Raw genomic sequence first — 18,503 nt, forward strand, 5'->3', positions numbered from 1 at the left:
GAGCTCGCCCCCACTTTCTTCACTCATCGTCTTCGATCCAAGGGTCCCGTGGCTCGGCCGCAAGCGCGCCCAAGTGGGCTCTGATCCCCGCCAGGAACATCGTCAAAACATAGACGGTTCCCCAATAGAAAACGGTGAAGCCGATAAAAATAGCAACTCCTAAAAGGACGCTCAACGTAAAGCTTAGCCGCCTTTCCTGCCTTGTCAGATTCAGATCCGTATCTTCTATGCCGACCGGCACCGAAGATGCGCCGACATAACAAAGAAAAATGAGCACCGAGCCCGGAATGCCATAGAGCATCGACGTCCGTAGCCACACAGAGTCGATTGTTTTTGCGAGCCCACAGGTGGCCGCCCACTCGTCGGAATCGCCTATTCCGAAAATCGGAGACGCCTTAACGAGGGCGCCGGCGCAGTCCCATTGGAGAAGGCGATACCAACCGGTCTGAGCGTCGAACGTCAAATGGCCAATAAGAAACCCCATCGGGTCGCTTGGGATGGTCACAATCAATGTCAAGGCGATCAGGGCGGCAATAGTCGCTGCAGTCCAGCGGAAAGGAACGTTTCGGGTGATTTTTTCATAAATTACGACGCCGAAACCGATTGAGGCTCCGAGAATTGGGGCCGACGATGCGGCGAGCACCATTCCGAGCGCGGAGCCGCCGATAGCGTAAAGGCGGGTCATCCCGCGCATCGTGGTCGCCATGAGCAGGCCGTAGAAACACGCCGTCCCCAATAAGATCGGGTGCTCCAAAGTGCTTAGCGCGCGAAATAGGAAACCGCGCATGTTATCGTAATCGTCACCTTCGGCAATACCGACATATCCCGTAATCTTTCCGATGGTTTCCTTCAAGAAAGCGCGTCTCGAGACCGTATCCAGAATTCCAAGAATGCCCACTGTGGCGATGGCGATGCAAAGAATCCGGACAAGAGCGACGGCCTGCCCCCTTTCCGAGAGAAACAGCCTCGCCGCCAGGTAGGGAACGCAAAACTCCAGGGCCGCGACACCGCTCGAGACCACCGAATGATCGAACCCGTCGATCACGCTCGGCGCGATGAGCATCCAAAGGCCCGTGAGCGGCACCAGCGCATCGGACCAGATGAACCGGTATTTTCCTTGGATCAACAGTTGAATGAAACGGAACGGGAGCGCCGGCGCAATGAGCAAGAAAAGGAGCCGGACGACGGTCATGCGGCGTTCGCCGAAGAAAAATGACGCCTCCTCGGGGATGAACATCGTCACCGCGATGAGAATGAGGACGAATGGCAGCCGAACCGAGGTCGCCCCGTGAGGGGCGGAATCGAGCGGCTCCTCTACCGGAGATCGAAACTCGGAACTCGGGGCTTCAACCATGAAGTCGTATCCGGGATCGCGGCGCGGCGCAGATTTGCGGCGTCCTTGTTTCCGCTCGCTCAGTCAGCCCAAAAGTTAGGTTGTGGCGGCGTCGGCGTCAAATCCAAGGACCGGCGCTCGGGCGACGCCTTCATGCGCCCGTAGCGGCTGATTGGGAATTGTCCAGCTCCCGCATTGTCCTGACGGCTCCGGGGAACGAACCGTAAAGACTCTTGGTCTAAAAATCGCCGGAATGGTCTCGTTCTCCTTCGCCTCGACCTGCGCAAGCGCGAGCTTGACGCAGTCCTTCGCGAAAGGCGGGCCAATGGGCGGTCGGTCCGGTGAGGAGACGACCAGCGCGGGCTCAGACCTCGAATGTCGAAACAGCCACTGGCCCTTTACTCGGAAACATTCCAAGATGCGGTGCTCCGTGAAACAAGAAACCCTTTCGAATCAGAAAACTCCAATAGATTTTGGTTGCCAGCGCGGCGGAATAAGGATATTTTTCCGACGCATGAAGGCGTCGTAGTCAGGGCGCGCTCTTTGCCCCGATCGATGGAGATCGCCTGATATGACTCGCACGGTGCCGTCTTCCCGTTCGCTCGGGGTCCCTGAATTGGTATCGCCTTGAGTTGGTTTGCGCCTATGAAGCCTGCGCATCTTCTTTGTTGCCTGGCGATTTGCGTTTCAATTGGCCTGAGCGGTTGCGAAATATTTCCCACCTCCGGTCCCGCAAACCTCGAAATACGCGGCGGGCAGAGGGATCCGGGAAGCCTGCCCTATGGGTTAGTCAAGGTGACGCCGGGAGTTATTGAGATCCTGGCGAAGGAAACGGTCAAATTGTCGGCGACGTTTGGGGATGAGCGTCCGCCTAAGGAGATTCGTTTCGGCATCGGCGACGTTGTGGGCGTGACGCTCTTCGAAGCCGGTTCAGGGGGACTCTTCATTCCGTCCGAAGCGGGCGTCCGCCCCGGAAACTTCGTCACTTTCCCCAATCAAAGCGTCGACGCCAACGGCTATATAACCATTCCCTATGCGCCGCCGATCCAGACGAAGGGACGAACGCCGCCGGAGGTGCAGCGGTCCATTGTCGAGGCCCTGAAGAATCGCGCGATCGAGCCGCAGGTTATCGTCACGCTGGTGGAACAGCGGACCTCGATGATCAGCGTGCTCGGCGACGTGAACAGTCCTGCTCGTTTCCCAGCAAACGCCGCCGGAGAGCATCTTCTCGATGCGATCACGCGCGCAGGAGGACCCAAGAGTCAGGGGTTCGACGAATGGGTGACGCTCGAGCGGGCGGGACGGCGCGCCACGGTTCCCTTTGGCGCGGTCGTTTATGAACCGGCCAACAACATCTATGTCCATCCCAACGACACCATATACATTTACCGCGAGCCGCAGACCTTCCTCGCGTTCGGCGCGCTCGGCTTCGGCGGCCAAGACAGCGGCGCCCAGAAGCCCTTCGACGCCTGGCACATAACGCTTGCCGAAGCGGTTGCGAAATCGGGAGGGCTCAAGAACGATCTGGCCGATCCTGGCGCCGTGTTCCTATACAGGGGCGAGACGCGCCGGGTGGCGGAAATGCTCGGCGTCGACTGTGCGGCGTTTGATGGCCCGATCATCCCCGTTGTTTATCTTGTTAACTTCCGTGATCCCGCGGGCTTTTTCTTCGCAAAGGAATTTGCGATGCGAAACAAGGACGTCATTTACGTTTCCAACTCGTTGTCGGTCGAGACCGCCAAGGCCATGACCTATTTTAGATTGGTTGTGGGGACAGTGAATGACCCGATCGTCGCCGCGCAAAATGCGCTCATCATTAAGAATCTCCTCAACACGACGACGAGCACCGTCGCAGCCGTGGCGGGCGGCGCATCCGCGTCGCCTTAGATCACGCTGAGTTCGGTCCGAATCGCCCGAACGCAGAAAACATGGTGGTATTGGAGCAAAGGGCGCATTGCCACAGCGCGGCGGCGCGACGACGAACGATCGTGTTGCTCTTGATCTCATACTTCGTTTAAGTTACCAAACGGGAAGCAAGTCGAGCAAAATGCGCAAATTTTGGCGCTGGGTTGTCGTTCATGGCTTCAAAGCTCGAGTCCTTGCGTTTCGCCATTATCGTGAAACTCTTTGAGGACGAGGCCAGACATCGACCCTTCGCTGCGTCGCAAGAGAGTCTATATTCCGGATAGCGTTGGCGATTGTGTGAGACTGTATGGAAGACCATCACGACTCAAATCCACCGGCGCTGCGAGACATGGTTTCTCGCGCGGCTTTCGGGACACAGGCGTCCCTGCGGGGACCGAAGGCCGCCGTGAGCTTCGCTGAAGCGGCCCAGATGACGCTATTCTCGGGGCGGGTGACGGACCTCGAGGACCGATGCGTCCTGATCGCCGCAAAGGATCAACTCAATGCGGGGCTGGCGCTCATTGAGCTCGACGGCTTTGCGTCCCGCATTGTGATCTGCCCGCCGGACTTTAGCGCCGATCAATTGGCCTCGGTCATCTCTTCGGCGGAGGTCGACGCCATTCTCTGCGATGAGGAGACCAGCGACGTCCCGGCTGGCACGCCGGTCTACCGTCTCGGCGTTCCCAGCCTGTCCGAGAGCCGGCCACAGCGGCGCGGAACGACAGAATGGGTGATGCCGACCTCGGGCACGACAGGCGCCCCCAAGCTCGTCGCCCATAGTCTCGCGCGTCTGCTCGGCGCCATTCGCAAAGGGCCGTCCACCGGCGAGCAGCCCGTATGGACAACCTTTTATGATATTCGGCGCTACGGCGGCCTTCAGATGTTTTTGCGCGCGGCGACCAGTGGCGCGACATTGGTTCTCTCCGATTCGGGCGACACCCTGGAAGCGCATGTCGGGCGTTGTCTGGCCGCGGGGGTGACGCATATTGCCGGTACTCCCTCCCATTGGCGGCGGCTGCTGATGAGCCCCTTCGTCGCTTCACTGCAGCCAAAATATGTGCGCCTGTCGGGCGAAATCGCCGACCGGGCCGTTTTGCAACGGCTTCAGGCCGCCTATCCCCACGCGCAAATCGTGCACGCCTACGCCTCGACCGAAGCGGGCGTCGTGTTTGAAGTGCACGACGTCATGGAGGGCTTTCCCCGCGAATTCCTCGGCGAGCGGGACGGCGTGGAACTGCGGGTCGTCGACGGCGTCATCCGCGTTCGTTCATCACGCAGCGCCATCGACTATATTGGTGCGGATGATCGCTGCTTGCGCGACGAGGAAGGATTTATCGATACGGACGACGCCGTCGAACTGCGCGCGGACCGCTTCCACTTCTTGGGGCGTCGCACGGGAGTGGTCAACATCGGCGGATTGAAAGTGCATCCTGAAGAAGTCGAGAGCGTGATCAACATGCACCCGCAAGTGCATATGTCGCTCGTCAAGGCGCGCAAAAATCCGATCATCGGCGATATCATCGTCGCCGAGGTGGTCTTGAAGGGCGACGCGCGAGAGAACGAAAATCATGACCTGCGAGACGAGATCCTCTCGATTTGCCGAGATCGACTCGACCGCCACAAGGTTCCCGCGGTCTTAAAATTCGTCGCATCTCTCAATGTAGTTCCGAGCGGAAAGTTGGAGCGTCGCAGTGCGTAACGTGATCGTTTCGGGAGGGAGCAGAGGCATCGGGCTGGCTATCGGCAGGCGGCTCGCGCAAGATGGCTATCGTGTCATCGCCATTGCGCGACGCGAGAGCGAGGAGCTGCGTGCGGAGATCCAACGCCTTGAGGGATCGCTCGCTTTCGTGCCCTTCGATTTTAACGACGTGCACGAAGTTCCAGCGCTGGTCATTCGTTTGAAGAAGGAGTTCGGCCCCCCTTACGGGCTGGTGAACAATGCGGCCCTAGGCACGGAAGGCGCTCTCGGGGTCATGCACAACGCGCAGATCGAGGAGCTGACGCGCGTAAACATGCTGGCGCCGATCCTGCTCACGAAATATGTGGCGCGCAATATTATGGCGGCGGGGGTCGGCGGACGTATCGTCAATATCGCCTCGATCATCGCTTCGACCGGCTACAGCGGTCTCTCGGTCTATGGCGCCACAAAGGCTGCGATGGTCGGTTTTACAAAATCACTGGCTCGCGAAGTGGGGAGGACCGGAATAACCGTCAACGCCGTCGCTCCGGGCTTCATCGCCACGGAAATGACGTCCATGCTCAACGCGGACGAAAAAGCGAAAATTGCTCGCCGCGCCGCGCTCAATCGCCTTGCGGAGGTCGATGACGTGGCGAACGCGGTCGGCTTCTTGTTTTCGGACAAGGCCAGTAATATCACCGGGACAACGATAACCGTGGACGCAGGCGCGACCGCGTAACTTGAGCTTCTTGCATATTTGGTTGCGCGCGCGGATGGCCGCCGTTTCAAAGGTCACGACGGCGCCAGGCTGCGCCGCGTCGTCTGGACTGGTCGCAGTATCCTTAGAGACACACTATCCTTATAGTGGAGGTCGGCGCCGTTCGCGCTTTTGGAGCCCGGCTCGAGCGGCAGGAAGGAACTCAGGCTTATAGGGTTCTACGACTCCAAGCGCGGCGACCGGCTTCCGGACAAAATTCTTGTAAGGAGAAATCCATGCGCGCCGAAACCATCGCCATACACGGAGGATTCGACGGGGATCCCGCGACAAAAGCCATCGCAGTGCCGATTTATCAGACGGTGGCCTATGAATTCGATAGCGCGGATCACGGCGCCGCGCTCTTCAACTTGGAAGCTGAAGGCTATCGGTACAGCCGCATCGCAAATCCAACGACATCCGTATTGGAACGGCGGATTGCGGCCCTTGAAGGCGGCGTTGGCGCCTTATGCGTCGCATCGGGCCAGGCGGCGCTGCATTACGCCTTCGCCAACCTCGCCGATGCCGGAGGCAACATCGTTTCCACGCCGACACTCTACGGCACGACGCATACCCTGCTCCAGCACGTGCTGCCGCGGCAAGGCGTCACGGCCCGCTTCGCGCCGACCGACGCGCCGCAGGACATAGCCGAAGCGATCGACGAAAACACGCGCGCCGTATTTTGTGAGAGCGTCGGCAATCCCGCGGGCAATATTTGCGACATCGCCGCTTTCGCTGAGAGCGCCCATGCGCGCGGGATTCCGCTGATCGTCGACAATACGGTTCCCACCCCAATATTGTTGCGGCCCATCGAGCACGGCGCGGATATCGTTGTCCACTCGTTGACGAAATTCATCGGCGGCCACGGAACCACTTTGGGCGGCGCGATCGTCGACAGCGGGCGCTTCCCCTGGGCGAAGCACCCCACGCGCTTCCCCATGTTCAACGAACCGGACGAGTCCTACCACGGCCTCGTCTACGTCGAACGTTTTGGCGATTCCGCCTACCTGGAGCGGGCTCGCAGCGTCTATCTGCGCACAACCGGGGCCGTGATGGCGCCGTTCTCCGCATTTTTGCTGCTGCAGGGTCTTGAAACTTTGGCTCTTCGAGTCGAACGCCACGTCGAAAACGCGCGCAAGGTCGCCGAGTTCCTCCATCAAGATCGACGCATCGCATGGGTCAATTATGCTGGTTTTCCCGACAACGCCTATTATGATCGCGTGAAGAAATATCTTGGAGGCCGCGCGCCCTCAGTCCTCACATTTGGCGTAGAAGGAGGGTTTGAGCGCACGAAGACCTTTTATGATTCGTTGAAGCTCCTCAAGCGCCTCGTCAATATCGGCGACGCCAAATCGCTCGCGACGCATCCGGCTTCGACCACGCATCGCCAAATGTCGCTCGAAGGGCTGAAGAGGGCGGGGGTTTCTCCCGATCTGATACGGCTTAGCGTCGGACTCGAGCATTACGAGGACATCATCGAGGATTTGGATCAGGCTCTCTCCGTGAGCGCGCCGGCGGGACAGGAAGGCGGCCCAGAAAGCGCGGCTGCGAAATGAGCTCCCCGGCCGTCGTAGAAGCCGTTGGCGGCGCGACAGTCGAAATCGCGCTGGTGAACAACATGCCCGAGAATGCGGCCGAGGCGACTGTGGGCCAGTTCGAGACCTTGCTTCGCCGCGCGGCGGGGCAAGGCATTACGTATCAATTGACCTGCTACGCCTTACCGCAGAGCGACGTCGCGCGGGGTTCGGCCTCGAGCACGCATGAAGAGATCGAGGCGCTCTATGCGCGCGGCGCCGATGCGCTCATCGTGACGGGAGCCGAACCGCGCGCTGAAAGATTGGCGGACGAGCCGTTTTGGGCGGATTTCTCGCGGCTCGTTCTTTGGGCCCGCACGCATACGCTGGGGAGCCTCTGGTCCTGCCTTGCGGCGCATGGAGCCGTGGAGCTCCTCGACGGTGTTTCGCGGCGAAGGCAAGATCAAAAAATCAGCGGCGTTTTCGCCTGCAGCGCGACGCCGGACGATTGGGCGACGCAGGGCGCTCCTGAGGAAATTCTCGTCCCTCACTCACGATACAATAGTCTTTCTCGGGAGGATTTGGCGGCCAATGGTTATGTTATTTCCTCATGGTCGCCAAGCGTAGGAGTCGACAGTTTTTGGCGTCGGGAACCGAGCCTTTTTCTCTTCACCCAAGGACACCCTGAATACACCGCAAACACGTTGGCAAGCGAGTTCAGACGCGATGCTTTGCGTTTTCTCAAAGGAACGAGCGCGGCTTTCCCTAAGTTGCCGGATAATTACTTTTCGGGGGCCGCCCAAGAGGAAATCGCTTTGTTAAGATCTAGCCCGGAAGTGCTCGATCCTTTCAGCTTTCTCGAGAGGTTCGACAGGATCCTCGAACAGAATCCGCCGACGGCCAACTGGTTCAACGACGCAGAGCGTCTTTATGGCAATTGGCTGCGCCTGATCGTGGCCGAACGAAACGAAGAGCCTATCGGGACCATGGCCCGAAAAGCTGCTTTCTCTCGATGTAAGACGTAAAGGGCAAGGATTGCGATGAACGCCGTCAACACGACTCCTTCAGCGCCAACGCGAACCTGGAGCTTCTTCGAGGGGGCTTGGCGCGAAGGCAACCAACCGATCCTCGGGGTGCGCAGTCATGGGGCTTGGCTCGGCTCCGTCGTGTTCGACGGCGCGCGCGCTTTTGAGGGAGTCACACCAGATCTGGACAAGCATTTGGCGCGCGTAAATTGGTCAGCGGCCAATATGTCGCTCGACCCGGTGGTGACGCTGGAGCGTTGGAGAGAACTCGTTGCGGAAGGTCTTTCCCGATTCGCGCCCGACGCGCAGCTTTACATTCGCCCCATGTATTGGGCGGAGCAAGGCTATGGAGGCGGCGTGCGATTCGATCCCGCCTCGACCAATTGGTGCCTGTCGATCTATGAGGCGCCGATGCCCGCGCCGCGCGGCGGCGCTGTAACTCTGTCGCCTTTTCGCAGGCCCACGCTTGAAATGGCGCCGGTCAACGCCAAAGCGAGCTGCCATTACGCCAATGGCGCACGCGCGCTGATCGAGGCGGCCGGCCGCGGCTTCGACAACTGCCTCATGCTCGACGCCCTCGGCAATGTCGCGGAATTCGCCAATTCCAACGCGTTCATGGCCAAGGACGGCGTCGTGTTCACGCCGGCGCCAAACGGGACGTTTCTGGACGGCGTGACGCGCCAACGCGTCATCGGCTTGTTGCGCGCCGCTGGCGTTACGGTCGTGGAGACGTTACTGAGCTACCGCGACTTTGCGACCGCGGACGAGATATTCTCGACCGGCAATTTTCAGAAAGTCGCGCCGATGACTCGCATAGACGAGCGCGCCTTGCAGGCTGGACCGCTTTATCAGACAGCGCGAGCGCTTTACTGGCGCTTTGCGCATGACCCGGAATCGGCGCCCCGATGAAATATCGGGATTTGGCCGCTTCAACATTTTCGCAAACATGGGCCACCGCCCGCGCTTCCAACAATGCGTCGCGCGCAGGAGCAACCGCGCGCGATGACCTCGTCACGTTTCGCTCCCTCAAGAGCGACTGGCCATGGCGCGGCAAGAGGTGACGGCGGAGCCTCGTCCACTTGCTTTCCGCCCGCCGGCGGCGGAATGGAGAGGTTTTTTTATTTTTCAATCACTTATCAGTCAGCAATGAATTGCCCTGACAAAAAGCGGTGATTATAGTAATGCTTTCCAAGCGGGAAAACAAAACACCGCCTCGCAATGGGTTGGCTCTTCCTGACGCTTAGAGTCAACGGTTCGCCTGCCAGAGGTCTCGACCCGATATGTTGAAGAATTTGGAGCGCGCCGCGACACGTCAGCCGAAGGTCCCGGAAACGAACGCGATGGAGTCGCTGGGGTCCGCCCTTAGATTGCTGCGGCGTCAACTATGGGTCGTCATCTCCACGACATTCCTTCTCAGCTCTCTGGGCGTCGTCTATGTTTTGATCACGCCGCCGACTTACACGGCAAAAGGATTATTGGTCACGGATTCGAAGCGGCTGCAACTCACCCAGTCTTTTGGCGAGGCCACAATCGATCCTTTGGAACTCGAGACTGAAGTCGAGGTCCTCAAGTCTGATAATGTCTTGTTGCCGGTCGTGAAAGAGCTTCGACTGACCGAGCACCCTGGATTCGAAGAGACGATCGGGCTTCGCGCGAAACTATTTGGATCCCGCGGGCCGATTCCCGAATCCGCGCGCGAAGAGCACGCGGTTCAGGTGCTTCTCGATTCACTGACGGCGACCCGGCTCCCGAGGACGCGCATCATTGAAATCAGCTACAAAAGTCGAGAGCCGGCTTTTGCCGCTCAGGTCGTGAACGCGGTCGCCAATTCGTTCATTCGCGAGCAGTTCGAATCCCGGGCGCAAGGGGCGGGTCAAGCCAGCGCTTGGCTGGAGACCCGGGTTAAAGAATTGGGCGAGGAGGCGTCACGCGCAGAACAGGCAGTCGTCAAATTCAAGAGAGACAATAACATTGTCGATACCGGCGGTAAGTTGACGGCCGAGCAACAATTGGGCGAGATCAACACCAAGCTCGTCAACGCCCGCGCCGAGACAGCCGATGCGCGCGCCAAGCTCTCCCGCATTGATGCGACGCTCGCTCGCAACCGGAGCGACTCCACTCTCAATGCGACCGTAGCCGACGCTCTGAAAAATGAGGTCGTAAACAATTTGCGCTCACAATATTTTGTTCTAGCCAACCGTGAGGCTGACTATTCAGCTCGATACGGCAAAGATCATTTGGCTGTAATTAAATTGCGTACTCAGATGCGGGGAATTCGGAACTCGATCCTCGATGAGCTCCAGCGACTCGCTGAGGTTTACAAGAGCGATCTTGAGATCGCCAAGCACAAGGAGGATCAACTCGAGAAAGAATATTCAGCCGCCGTGTTGAATACGCAAAAGACGAGCCAGTCGCAGGTCAAATTGCGGGAACTGGAAGGCGCCGCCCGCACCAACCGCGCGTTGTATGATAATTTTCTCGCACGATATCTTGAGCAAGTGCAGCAGCAATCCATGAAGATCGGCGACGTCCGACTGATCTCGCCGGCCACACAGCCCCAGAAACCAAGCAATAAGAAGATTTTGCCGATAGCTCTTGCGAGTTTCGGGGGATTGGCCTTGGGCCTTGCGATCGCGGTTCTGCGAGACATGACGGACCGTGTTTTCCGCACCGGCCAACAGGTCGAGAAATCGTTGAGAACGAAATGCATTGCTTTGGTCCCGGCATTGGAGACCGATGCGGCGAGCCGCGCCGGGGACAGAGCTGAAGGCGGAGGCGCAGCGCGCAGGGCGGGCGGCGACGCGTCGCCGGGTAGGAACGCGGGCGGCTCCAAAGGCCCGAGAAACGTCGTCTCGAGGCGGCGAAGCCCTGCAACAGCAATCATCGATGCGCCTTTCTCTCGGTTTGCCGATGAGTTCCACTCGATCAAGCTGGCCGCGGATCTCTACGGTTCAGCCGGATCCAGCAAGGTCATCGGCGTAACTTCCGCGCTGCCGGGTGAAGGCAAATCGACGATTGCGGTCAATCTGGCGAGGCTCATCGCTCGAACGGGCTCTCGCACAGCTCTGGTCGACTGCGACTTCAGAAAACCTGAGCTTAGCAAGCTGCTTGCGCCAGGGGCCGACCTCGGCGTGTCCGAGGTGGTCGGCGGCGTCGCTTCGCTTGGCGAGGCGCTCTGGAAAGACGATCTCTCAGAATTGGTGTTCCTTCCTGCGGGCGCTCGGGCGGGCCTCGTGCATCCGAATGAAATTCTCGCGTCTGATGCAGCGCCAAAACTTTTCGAGAACCTGCGCCAGCTTTACAATTGGGTGATCGTTGATCTCCCCTCGATTGGCCCTGTTCCAGACGTTCAATCGACGATCCGGTTTGTCGACTCCTATCTCCTCGTCGTCGAATGGGGTCGAACCGACCCCTCCACTGTTGAGCACGCGCTCGACAGGGCAAAGGGGGTTGATGATTGTCTGCTTGGGGCTTTGCTCAATAAGGTGGATATGAGTCGCCTTCCCAGTTACGACCCCAATTACGTTCTTAAGTTGGATAAAAGACCTGAGGACGAAAGCCTTCATCGCTTCCGACGCTTTTGGCCGCCGGCCTCGTGGAGCTGGCTGAACGCGCATCGAAAGAATTCTTGAGCGGCGGGGCGCCGCCCAGGCCTGAATGATCCCCGGGGCCGCGCCACGCCCCCGGCGCTCTGTGACCCATGAGGGGCTGCTAAGCCGCCTCGTCTCTGTGTCGCCGACGCGCACGCACCAGCAGGCGCTCGAAGGCAAGCCGCCGGAGCAGCCACACGGCCCGTTCCCTATCTTGCCTTCCCACGCCCGCCTCTTTCTGGATGAGGGCGCCGAGGGTGTGAACAGTTTGCCGATTTTTTGGTGGGCGGTGACGGGCTCGAACCGCCGACCCTCTCGGTGTAAACGAGATGCTCTACCAGCTGAGCTAACCGCCCCACGCGCCAAAGGACTTAAGCGATGGCGCGGGGTGGACGCAAGAGCCGGAGTAGCGCACGGCGAGGCGCCGAGAGCGGAGCCCTCGGCTCCTTGTCAGCTGCCCGAGCGTCGGCTTTACTTTTTGTTTAGCGCCGCTTTCAGTGTCGCGCCGGATTTGAACCGGGCGCTCTTGGAGGCCGGGATCTTGATCTCCTCCCCCGTCGCCGGATTGCGGCCCTTGCCGGCAGCGCGCTTTTTGACCGAAAAGGTCCCGAAACCGACAAGGCGCACGTCCTCGCCCTTCTTGAGCGCCTTGGTGATGCCTTCGATCACCGCGTCCAGCGCCGCCGCCGCAGCGGCCTTCGACATGTCCGTCGCTTCGGCCACGTGCTCGACGAGTTCCAACTTATTGACCATGGGCTGTTCCTTCTGCTCCGCGCCGTACGAAGCCGCTGAGGCCTCCTGCTTCGCTTCCGGCAGAGAAATCGAATCGGCCGGCGACGGCGACACCGCGACGGTGACCTCGAATCTGAGAGAATGCAAGGGCTGCGGCGATTTTTGGCTCTAAAAAGCCCCAAATCCCGGGGGATTATTGCGCCACGGCGTGAAATAACCAGAAAATCCGTGGCTCGGAACCACATGGATGAATCGGAAGCCGCCTGCGCAGGCCCCCAGAACAAAAGCGCCTCGCCCCAGGAAGGGCGAGGCGCAAAAGCTTCAGAAGCGGAGTCGCGCGCAGGGGCGCGCGCTCAACTCAATGGGCGCGAACGCCCGTCGTTTCTTCGTCCCCGCCATGAGTCGAGAGCGTCGCCGGCGGTTCGTGCCACACGATTGGCGTGGGTTGCGAGACGAGCGCGTGCTTGAGGACCTCCTCCATCCGAGAGACCGGCACGATCTCGAGGCTGTTTTTGACCGCGTCGGGAATCTCGGCGAGATCCTTGGCGTTCTCCTCGGGGATGAGCACCTTCGTCAGCCCGCCGCGCAGCGCTGCGAGCAGCTTCTCCTTCAAGCCGCCGATCGGCAGCACCCGTCCACGCAACGTGATCTCGCCGGTCATCGCGATCTCGCGGCGGACCGGGATTCCGGTCATGACCGAAATGATCGCGGTGGCCATGGCGACGCCCGCGGAAGGTCCGTCCTTGGGCGTCGCGCCTTCCGGCACGTGCACATGGATGTCGCGTCTGTCGAACAACGGCGGCTCGATGCCGAAGTCGACCGCGCGCGAGCGAACATAAGAGGCCGCTGCGGAGATTGACTCCTTCATGACATCACGCAGATTGCCCGTCACCGTCATGCGCCCTTTGCCAGGCATCATGACACCTTCGATCGTGAGCAGCTCGCCGCCGACCTCCGTCCAGGCGAGGCCCGTGACGGCGCCGACCTGATCCTCGAGCTCCGCCTCGCCGTAACGATATTTCGGCACGCCGAGAAAATCGGAGATGTTGGCGTCGGTGACGACGACTTCCTTGCGCTCCGGATTGAGCAGGATCTCCTTCACCGCCTTGCGGGCGAGGTTGGAGATTTCGCGCTCCAGATTACGCACGCCCGCTTCGCGCGTGTAACGCCGAATGAGCGTCTTCAGCGCAGCATCTTCGATGCTCCATTCTTTGGGTTGGAGCCCGTGCTTCTTGATCGCATTGGGGATGAGATGCCGACGCGCGATCTCTGCCTTTTCGTCCTCGGTGTAGCCCGCGATGCGGATGATCTCCATGCGGTCCATCAGCGGCGCAGGGATGTTCAGCGTATTGGCCGTCGTGACGAACATCACGCCCGAGAGGTCGTAATCGACCTCGAGATAATGATCGTTGAACGCGGCGTTCTGCTCGGGATCCAGGACCTCCAGCAGCGCCGAGGACGGATCGCCGCGGAAATCCATCCCCATCTTGTCGATCTCGTCGAGCAGGAAGAGCGGATTGGCGGTCTTGGCCTTACGCATCGACTGGATGATCTTGCCGGGCATCGAGCCGATATAGGTTCGACGATGGCCGCGAATCTCCGCTTCGTCGCGCACGCCGCCAAGTGACATGCGCACGAACTCGCGCCCGGTCGCACGCGCGATCGACTTGCCGAGCGAGGTCTTGCCGACGCCGGGAGGACCGACGAGGCAGAGGATCGGGCCAGCCAGCTTGTTGGCCCGGGTCTGCACGGCGAGATATTCGACGATGCGCTCTTTGACCTTCGCCAATCCGAAGTGATCGGCGTCGAGCACTTCCTCCGCAGCCGCGAGGTCCTTTTTGACCTTGGAGCGCTTGCCCCACGGGATCGACAGCAGCCAGTCGAGATAGTTGCGCACGACCGTCGCTTCGGCCGACATCGGCGACATCTGGCGCAGCTTCTTCAATTCCGCCGTCGCCTTGTCGCGCGCCTCCTTCGAGAGCTTGGTGTTCTTGATCCGCTCTTCGAGCTCGCCGAGATCGTCCTTGCCGTCCTCGTCGCCCAGCTCCTTCTGGATCGCCTTCATCTGCTCGTTGAGATAATATTCGCGCTGCGTCTTCTCCATCTGGCGCTTGACGCGGGTGCGAATCCGCTTCTCGACCTGCAGCACGGAGATTTCACTCTCCATGAGGGCGAGGCACTTCTCGAGGCGGCGCGCGACGTTGACCGTCTCGAGCACGTCCTGCTTATCGGCGATCTTCACCGAAACCTGCGAGGCCACCGTGTCCGCGAGCTTCGAATAATCCTCGATCTGCGTGACAGTGCTCAGGATTTCCGAGGAGACGCGCTTGTTGAGCTTCACATAGCTCTCGAATTCCGAGACGACAGAACGGCCGAGCGCTTCGATTTCGACGGGAGACTCGAGCTCGTCGGCCAAAACCTCGGCGTCCGCCTCGTAGAACTCATCCGTTCTCGTGTAGCGGCGCACCTTGGCGCGGCTCTGGCCTTCAACCAGAACCTTCACCGTGCCGTCGGGAAGTTTCAGCAACTGCAGCACATTCGCCAATGTGCCGATTGAATAGATTGCGTCTGTCGACGGATCGTCGTCCCCCGCGTTCTTTTGGGTCGCGAGGAGGATGGGTCGCTCGCCTTTCGCGACTTCCTCAAGCGCGCGGATAGATTTTTCGCGCGCCACAAAGAGCGGCACGATCATGTTGGGAAACACGACGATGTCGCGCAATGGCAGAACCGGAAAGCCTTCGATCGTCCCGGGCGCGACCGCCCCGCGCTTCTCGTTCGTCATCTCTTGATCCCTAACCTTTCCATTCGATGCTTCACACCGTCTGTGGCAAAAGAATGCAATCCTGGCGCCGGAGCAAAGGATGCTCTCTGCATTCGGCTAGCGCCGAAGGAAAGCGCAGCAGGAACTCTTGTACGAAGATTGGGCCCCGTGGACGCCGTTTCAAGACGCAGCTGTCCGACCGCGCCAAATCAACGCGCCACGCAAAACGAACGGCGGTATTTCGCTAACAGGGAAGCGGCGCCCGAATATCAGGCGGACGCGCCCGCTTTTTCGCTGCGCTCCGCATAGATGTAAAGCGGACGCGCCTTGCCTTCGACCACCTCGGGACCGATGACGACCTGCTCGACCCCTTCAAGGCCCGGCAAGTCGAACATCGTATCGAGCAGAATGCCTTCCATGATCGAGCGCAGCCCGCGGGCGCCGGTGCGTCGCTCTATCGCCTTGCGGGCGACAGTTGTCAGCGCCTCGTCCTGGAAGGTGAGCTCGGTGTTCTCCATCTCGAAAAGGCGCTGATACTGCTTGACCAGCGCGTTCTTCGGCTCGGTCAGGATGCGCTTCAGCGCCGCCTCGTCGAGATCTTCGAGCGTCGCGATCACCGGCAGACGGCCGACGAATTCCGGGATGAGGCCGAACTTCAACAGGTCCTCGGGCTGAACCTGGCGGAAGATGTCGCCGGTGCGCCGTTCATCCGGCGCCTGAACGCTGGCGCCGAATCCGATCGACGTGTTGCGTCCGCGCGACGAGATGATCTTCTCGAGTCCCGCAAAGGCGCCGCCGCATATGAACAGGATGTTCGTCGTGTCGACCTGCAGAAACTCCTGCTGCGGGTGCTTTCGCCCGCCCTGCGGAGGCACCGAGGCGACAGTGCCCTCCATGATCTTGAGCAGCGCCTGCTGGACGCCTTCGCCCGACACGTCGCGGGTGATCGACGGATTGTCGGACTTTCGCGAGATCTTGTCGATCTCGTCGACGTAGACGATCCCGCGCTGGGCGCGCTCGACATTGTAGTCGGAGGCCTGCAGGAGCTTGAGGATGATGTTCTCCACATCCTCGCCCACATAGCCCGCCTCGGTGAGAGTCGTCGCGTCGGCCATTGTGAACGGCACGTCGAGAATGCGCGCCAGCGTCTGCGCCAGCATCGTCTTGCCGACGCCGGTGGGTCCAATCAGCAGGATGTTGGATTTGGCGAGCTCGACGTCGCTGTGCTTGGTCGCGTGGTTGAGACGCTTGTAATGATTATGCACCGCAACCGACAACACGCGCTTGGCCTGCGCCTGGCCGATGACATAGTCGTCCAGCACCTTGCAAATTTCACGCGGGGTGGGAATGCCGTCACGCTGCTTGACCAGCGCTGTCTTGTTCTCTTCACGAATGATGTCCATGCAGAGCTCGACACATTCGTCGCAAATGAACACGGTCGGCCCTGCGATGAGCTTGCGCACTTCGTGCTGGCTCTTGCCGCAAAACGAGCAGTAGAGCGTGTTCTTAGAGTCGGTGGAGCCGACTTTGCTCATCTTCCTATCTCCTGGTGACCGATCGCGGTCTCCGAATGCATCATCCGAGCCACGCGCCCTTCGCCCGCAACGCCAGAGGCCCGGATCGCCCCGCGCCCTTCGCCCGCTCGGCGCGCGGGATCCCCGCGCAAGCGTCGCAGACGAGCGCTCGGGGGCCCGCGGCGAACCGAAGGCGTCTCGCGCTCGCCCTGACCGCAGAAAGAGCAGGAAGGCGGCTTCGGCAGTCGTCCGAACATCCCTCCCATCCGTTCCTCCGATCGAATCCGAGCGGCCGATTATGGTTATCTGTTCCCCGCTAACAAAGTGTGCAAGGGGGCTGCCAGACCTTGGCCAGACCCCAGCGCCCTCGTCCGGGAACGACGATCCTTCACTTTAAATGCCCTGGCAGGGATTGCAACTCAGCCGCGCAAAAAGAGAAAAAGAAAGGCAGCCGGCTCAAGCTGAGCTTTTTACCAGCTTCTGAACGGGCGCGAGCCGCAGCCGGAAGGCGTCCGGCATGCCGCTGCCGAGCAGCGGCCGCAGATAGAATCGGTAGGCGTCGGTCACATCCGAGCCGCAAGGCGCGATGAACTCGTCCGGCATCACGCGCGTTTTTGCGGCGATCTCCTCCAGCGGAGTCAACCGATAGTCGGCGGAATAGAACCCGGTGCGGTGGATCGTGACGGAGCCGTCGCGGTCGCCCCAGATCGCGTATTGCGCCGCCTTTTCACCGACCTCGCGCGCCTCGCGCTGGTCGACGTCCGAGACGCAGCCGACGAAGCTTCGCTGCAAATAGCCGAAAGTGTCGGCCCGCACGCGCTTGAAGCCGAGCTTCTCACGCACGAGGTCCGTGAGCTCGTCGGCCAGCGCGCCGCCGCCCAGATGCACGTTGCCGTGGTCGTCGCGCTCGACGCGCTTCGCCAGCTTTTCGGCAATCGGCGTGTGATTCTCGTCGCACACGCCTTCCGAGACGGCGACAACGCAGCGCCCGAGACGCTCCATCGTCGCTTTGACGCCCGCCAGGAATTTGTCGACGATGAAAGGTCGCTCCGGCATGTAGATCAGATGCGGGCCATCGTCCGGGAATTTCTTTCCAAGCGCCGAAGCGGCGGTCAGAAAGCCGGCGTGCCGGCCCATGACGACCCCGATATAGACGCCCGGCAGCGCCCAATTGTCGAGATTGGCGCCGGCGAAGGCCTGCGCGACGAATCGCGCCGCCGAAGGGAAGCCCGGCGTATGGTCGTTGACCATGAGGTCGTTGTCGATCGTCTTCGGAATATGGATCGCGCGCAGCGGATAGCCGGCCGCCTTGGCCTGCTGCGAGACGATGCGCACCGTGTCGGAGCTGTCATTGCCGCCGATATAAAAAAAGCAGCCGATGCCATGCGCCTTGAGGACCTTGAAGATCTCTTGGCAGTATTTCAGGTCGGGCTTGTCGCGCGTGGAGCCCAGCGCCGATGACGGCGTGCCGGCGACGAGCTCGAGATTATGCGTCGTCTCCTGGGTGAGATCGGCGAATTCCTCGTTGACGATCCCGCGCACGCCATGGAACGCGCCGTAGATGCGCGAGACCTCTTGAAACTTGCGCGACTCGAGCACGGCGCCGACGAGCGATTGATTGATCACGGCGGTCGGTCCGCCGCCCTGAGCGACGAGCACCTTTGAAAAGTCGATGGCGGACAATCTGACCTCCGAGA

12 protein-coding genes and 1 tRNA gene are annotated in these 18,503 nt (G+C 60.5%); 7 read left to right on the plus strand and 6 right to left on the minus strand.

The features are described from left to right. Positions 1-19: 19 nt before the first annotated feature. Complete coding sequence (locus QMG80_RS02215; RefSeq protein ID WP_158658692.1) at positions 20-1,237, minus strand: O-antigen ligase family protein; 1,218 nt, start codon at positions 1,235-1,237, stop codon at positions 20-22. Between the two features lie 936 nt (positions 1,238-2,173). Between QMG80_RS02215 and QMG80_RS02220 the strand changes: the two genes are divergently transcribed. The 7 genes from QMG80_RS02220 to QMG80_RS02250 all read left to right on the plus strand — a co-directional run bounded on the left by QMG80_RS02220 (position 2,174) and on the right by QMG80_RS02250 (position 11,841). Then, entirely contained in the window at positions 2,174-3,220 is a 1,047-nt protein-coding gene (locus tag QMG80_RS02220; RefSeq protein ID WP_245300170.1) for a polysaccharide biosynthesis/export family protein, read from the plus strand. Between the two features lie 367 nt (positions 3,221-3,587). After that, positions 3,588-4,937, plus strand: coding sequence for an AMP-binding protein (locus QMG80_RS02225; RefSeq protein WP_102938189.1), 1,350 nt, complete (start codon positions 3,588-3,590; stop codon positions 4,935-4,937). Beyond that, complete coding sequence (locus tag QMG80_RS02230; protein ID WP_085771336.1) at positions 4,930-5,655, plus strand: SDR family NAD(P)-dependent oxidoreductase; 726 nt, start codon at positions 4,930-4,932, stop codon at positions 5,653-5,655. Before QMG80_RS02225 ends, QMG80_RS02230 begins: the two co-directional genes overlap by 8 nt. A gap of 254 nt (positions 5,656-5,909) precedes the next feature. Further along, entirely contained in the window at positions 5,910-7,226 is a 1,317-nt protein-coding gene (locus QMG80_RS02235) for an O-acetylhomoserine aminocarboxypropyltransferase/cysteine synthase family protein (RefSeq protein ID WP_085771337.1), read from the plus strand. Beyond that, positions 7,223-8,209 (plus strand): homoserine O-acetyltransferase/O-succinyltransferase family protein, encoded by a 987-nt coding sequence (locus tag QMG80_RS02240; protein ID WP_085771338.1) that lies wholly within the window; start codon positions 7,223-7,225, stop codon positions 8,207-8,209. The genes QMG80_RS02235 and QMG80_RS02240 overlap by 4 nt, the downstream gene beginning before the upstream one ends. 15 nt (positions 8,210-8,224) lie before the next feature. Further along, entirely contained in the window at positions 8,225-9,118 is an 894-nt protein-coding gene (locus QMG80_RS02245; RefSeq protein WP_085771339.1) for a branched-chain amino acid aminotransferase, read from the plus strand. A gap of 371 nt (positions 9,119-9,489) precedes the next feature. Beyond that, a complete protein-coding gene (locus tag QMG80_RS02250; protein WP_085771340.1) occupies positions 9,490-11,841 on the plus strand; it encodes a GumC family protein in 2,352 nt (783 codons plus the stop codon). Positions 11,842-12,079: 238 nt separating this feature from the next. Here QMG80_RS02250 and QMG80_RS02255 read toward each other — a convergent pair. From QMG80_RS02255 to QMG80_RS02275, 5 genes are all read right to left on the minus strand, one after another. Beyond that, positions 12,080-12,155 (minus strand) — tRNA-Val (locus QMG80_RS02255). A 115-nt stretch (positions 12,156-12,270) separates the two neighbouring features. Further along, positions 12,271-12,645 carry an HU family DNA-binding protein gene (locus tag QMG80_RS02260; RefSeq protein WP_490722679.1) on the minus strand — a complete coding sequence of 125 codons (375 nt, stop codon included), beginning with the start codon at positions 12,643-12,645 and terminating at the stop codon, positions 12,271-12,273. Positions 12,646-12,889: 244 nt separating this feature from the next. Next, the gene (gene lon / locus QMG80_RS02265; RefSeq protein WP_085771342.1) at positions 12,890-15,313 is read right to left on the minus strand and encodes an endopeptidase La; all 2,424 of its coding nucleotides are present in this window, start codon (positions 15,311-15,313) and stop codon (positions 12,890-12,892) included. A gap of 248 nt (positions 15,314-15,561) precedes the next feature. Next, entirely contained in the window at positions 15,562-16,827 is a 1,266-nt protein-coding gene (clpX, locus tag QMG80_RS02270) for an ATP-dependent Clp protease ATP-binding subunit ClpX (RefSeq protein WP_085771343.1), read from the minus strand. Between the two features lie 435 nt (positions 16,828-17,262). Then, entirely contained in the window at positions 17,263-18,489 is a 1,227-nt protein-coding gene (locus QMG80_RS02275) for a 6-phosphofructokinase (protein ID WP_085771345.1), read from the minus strand. Positions 18,490-18,503: the final 14 nt, after the last annotated feature.

Source organism: Methylocystis bryophila, assembly GCF_027925445.1.
Classification (GTDB): Bacteria; Pseudomonadota; Alphaproteobacteria; order Rhizobiales; family Beijerinckiaceae; genus Methylocystis; species Methylocystis bryophila.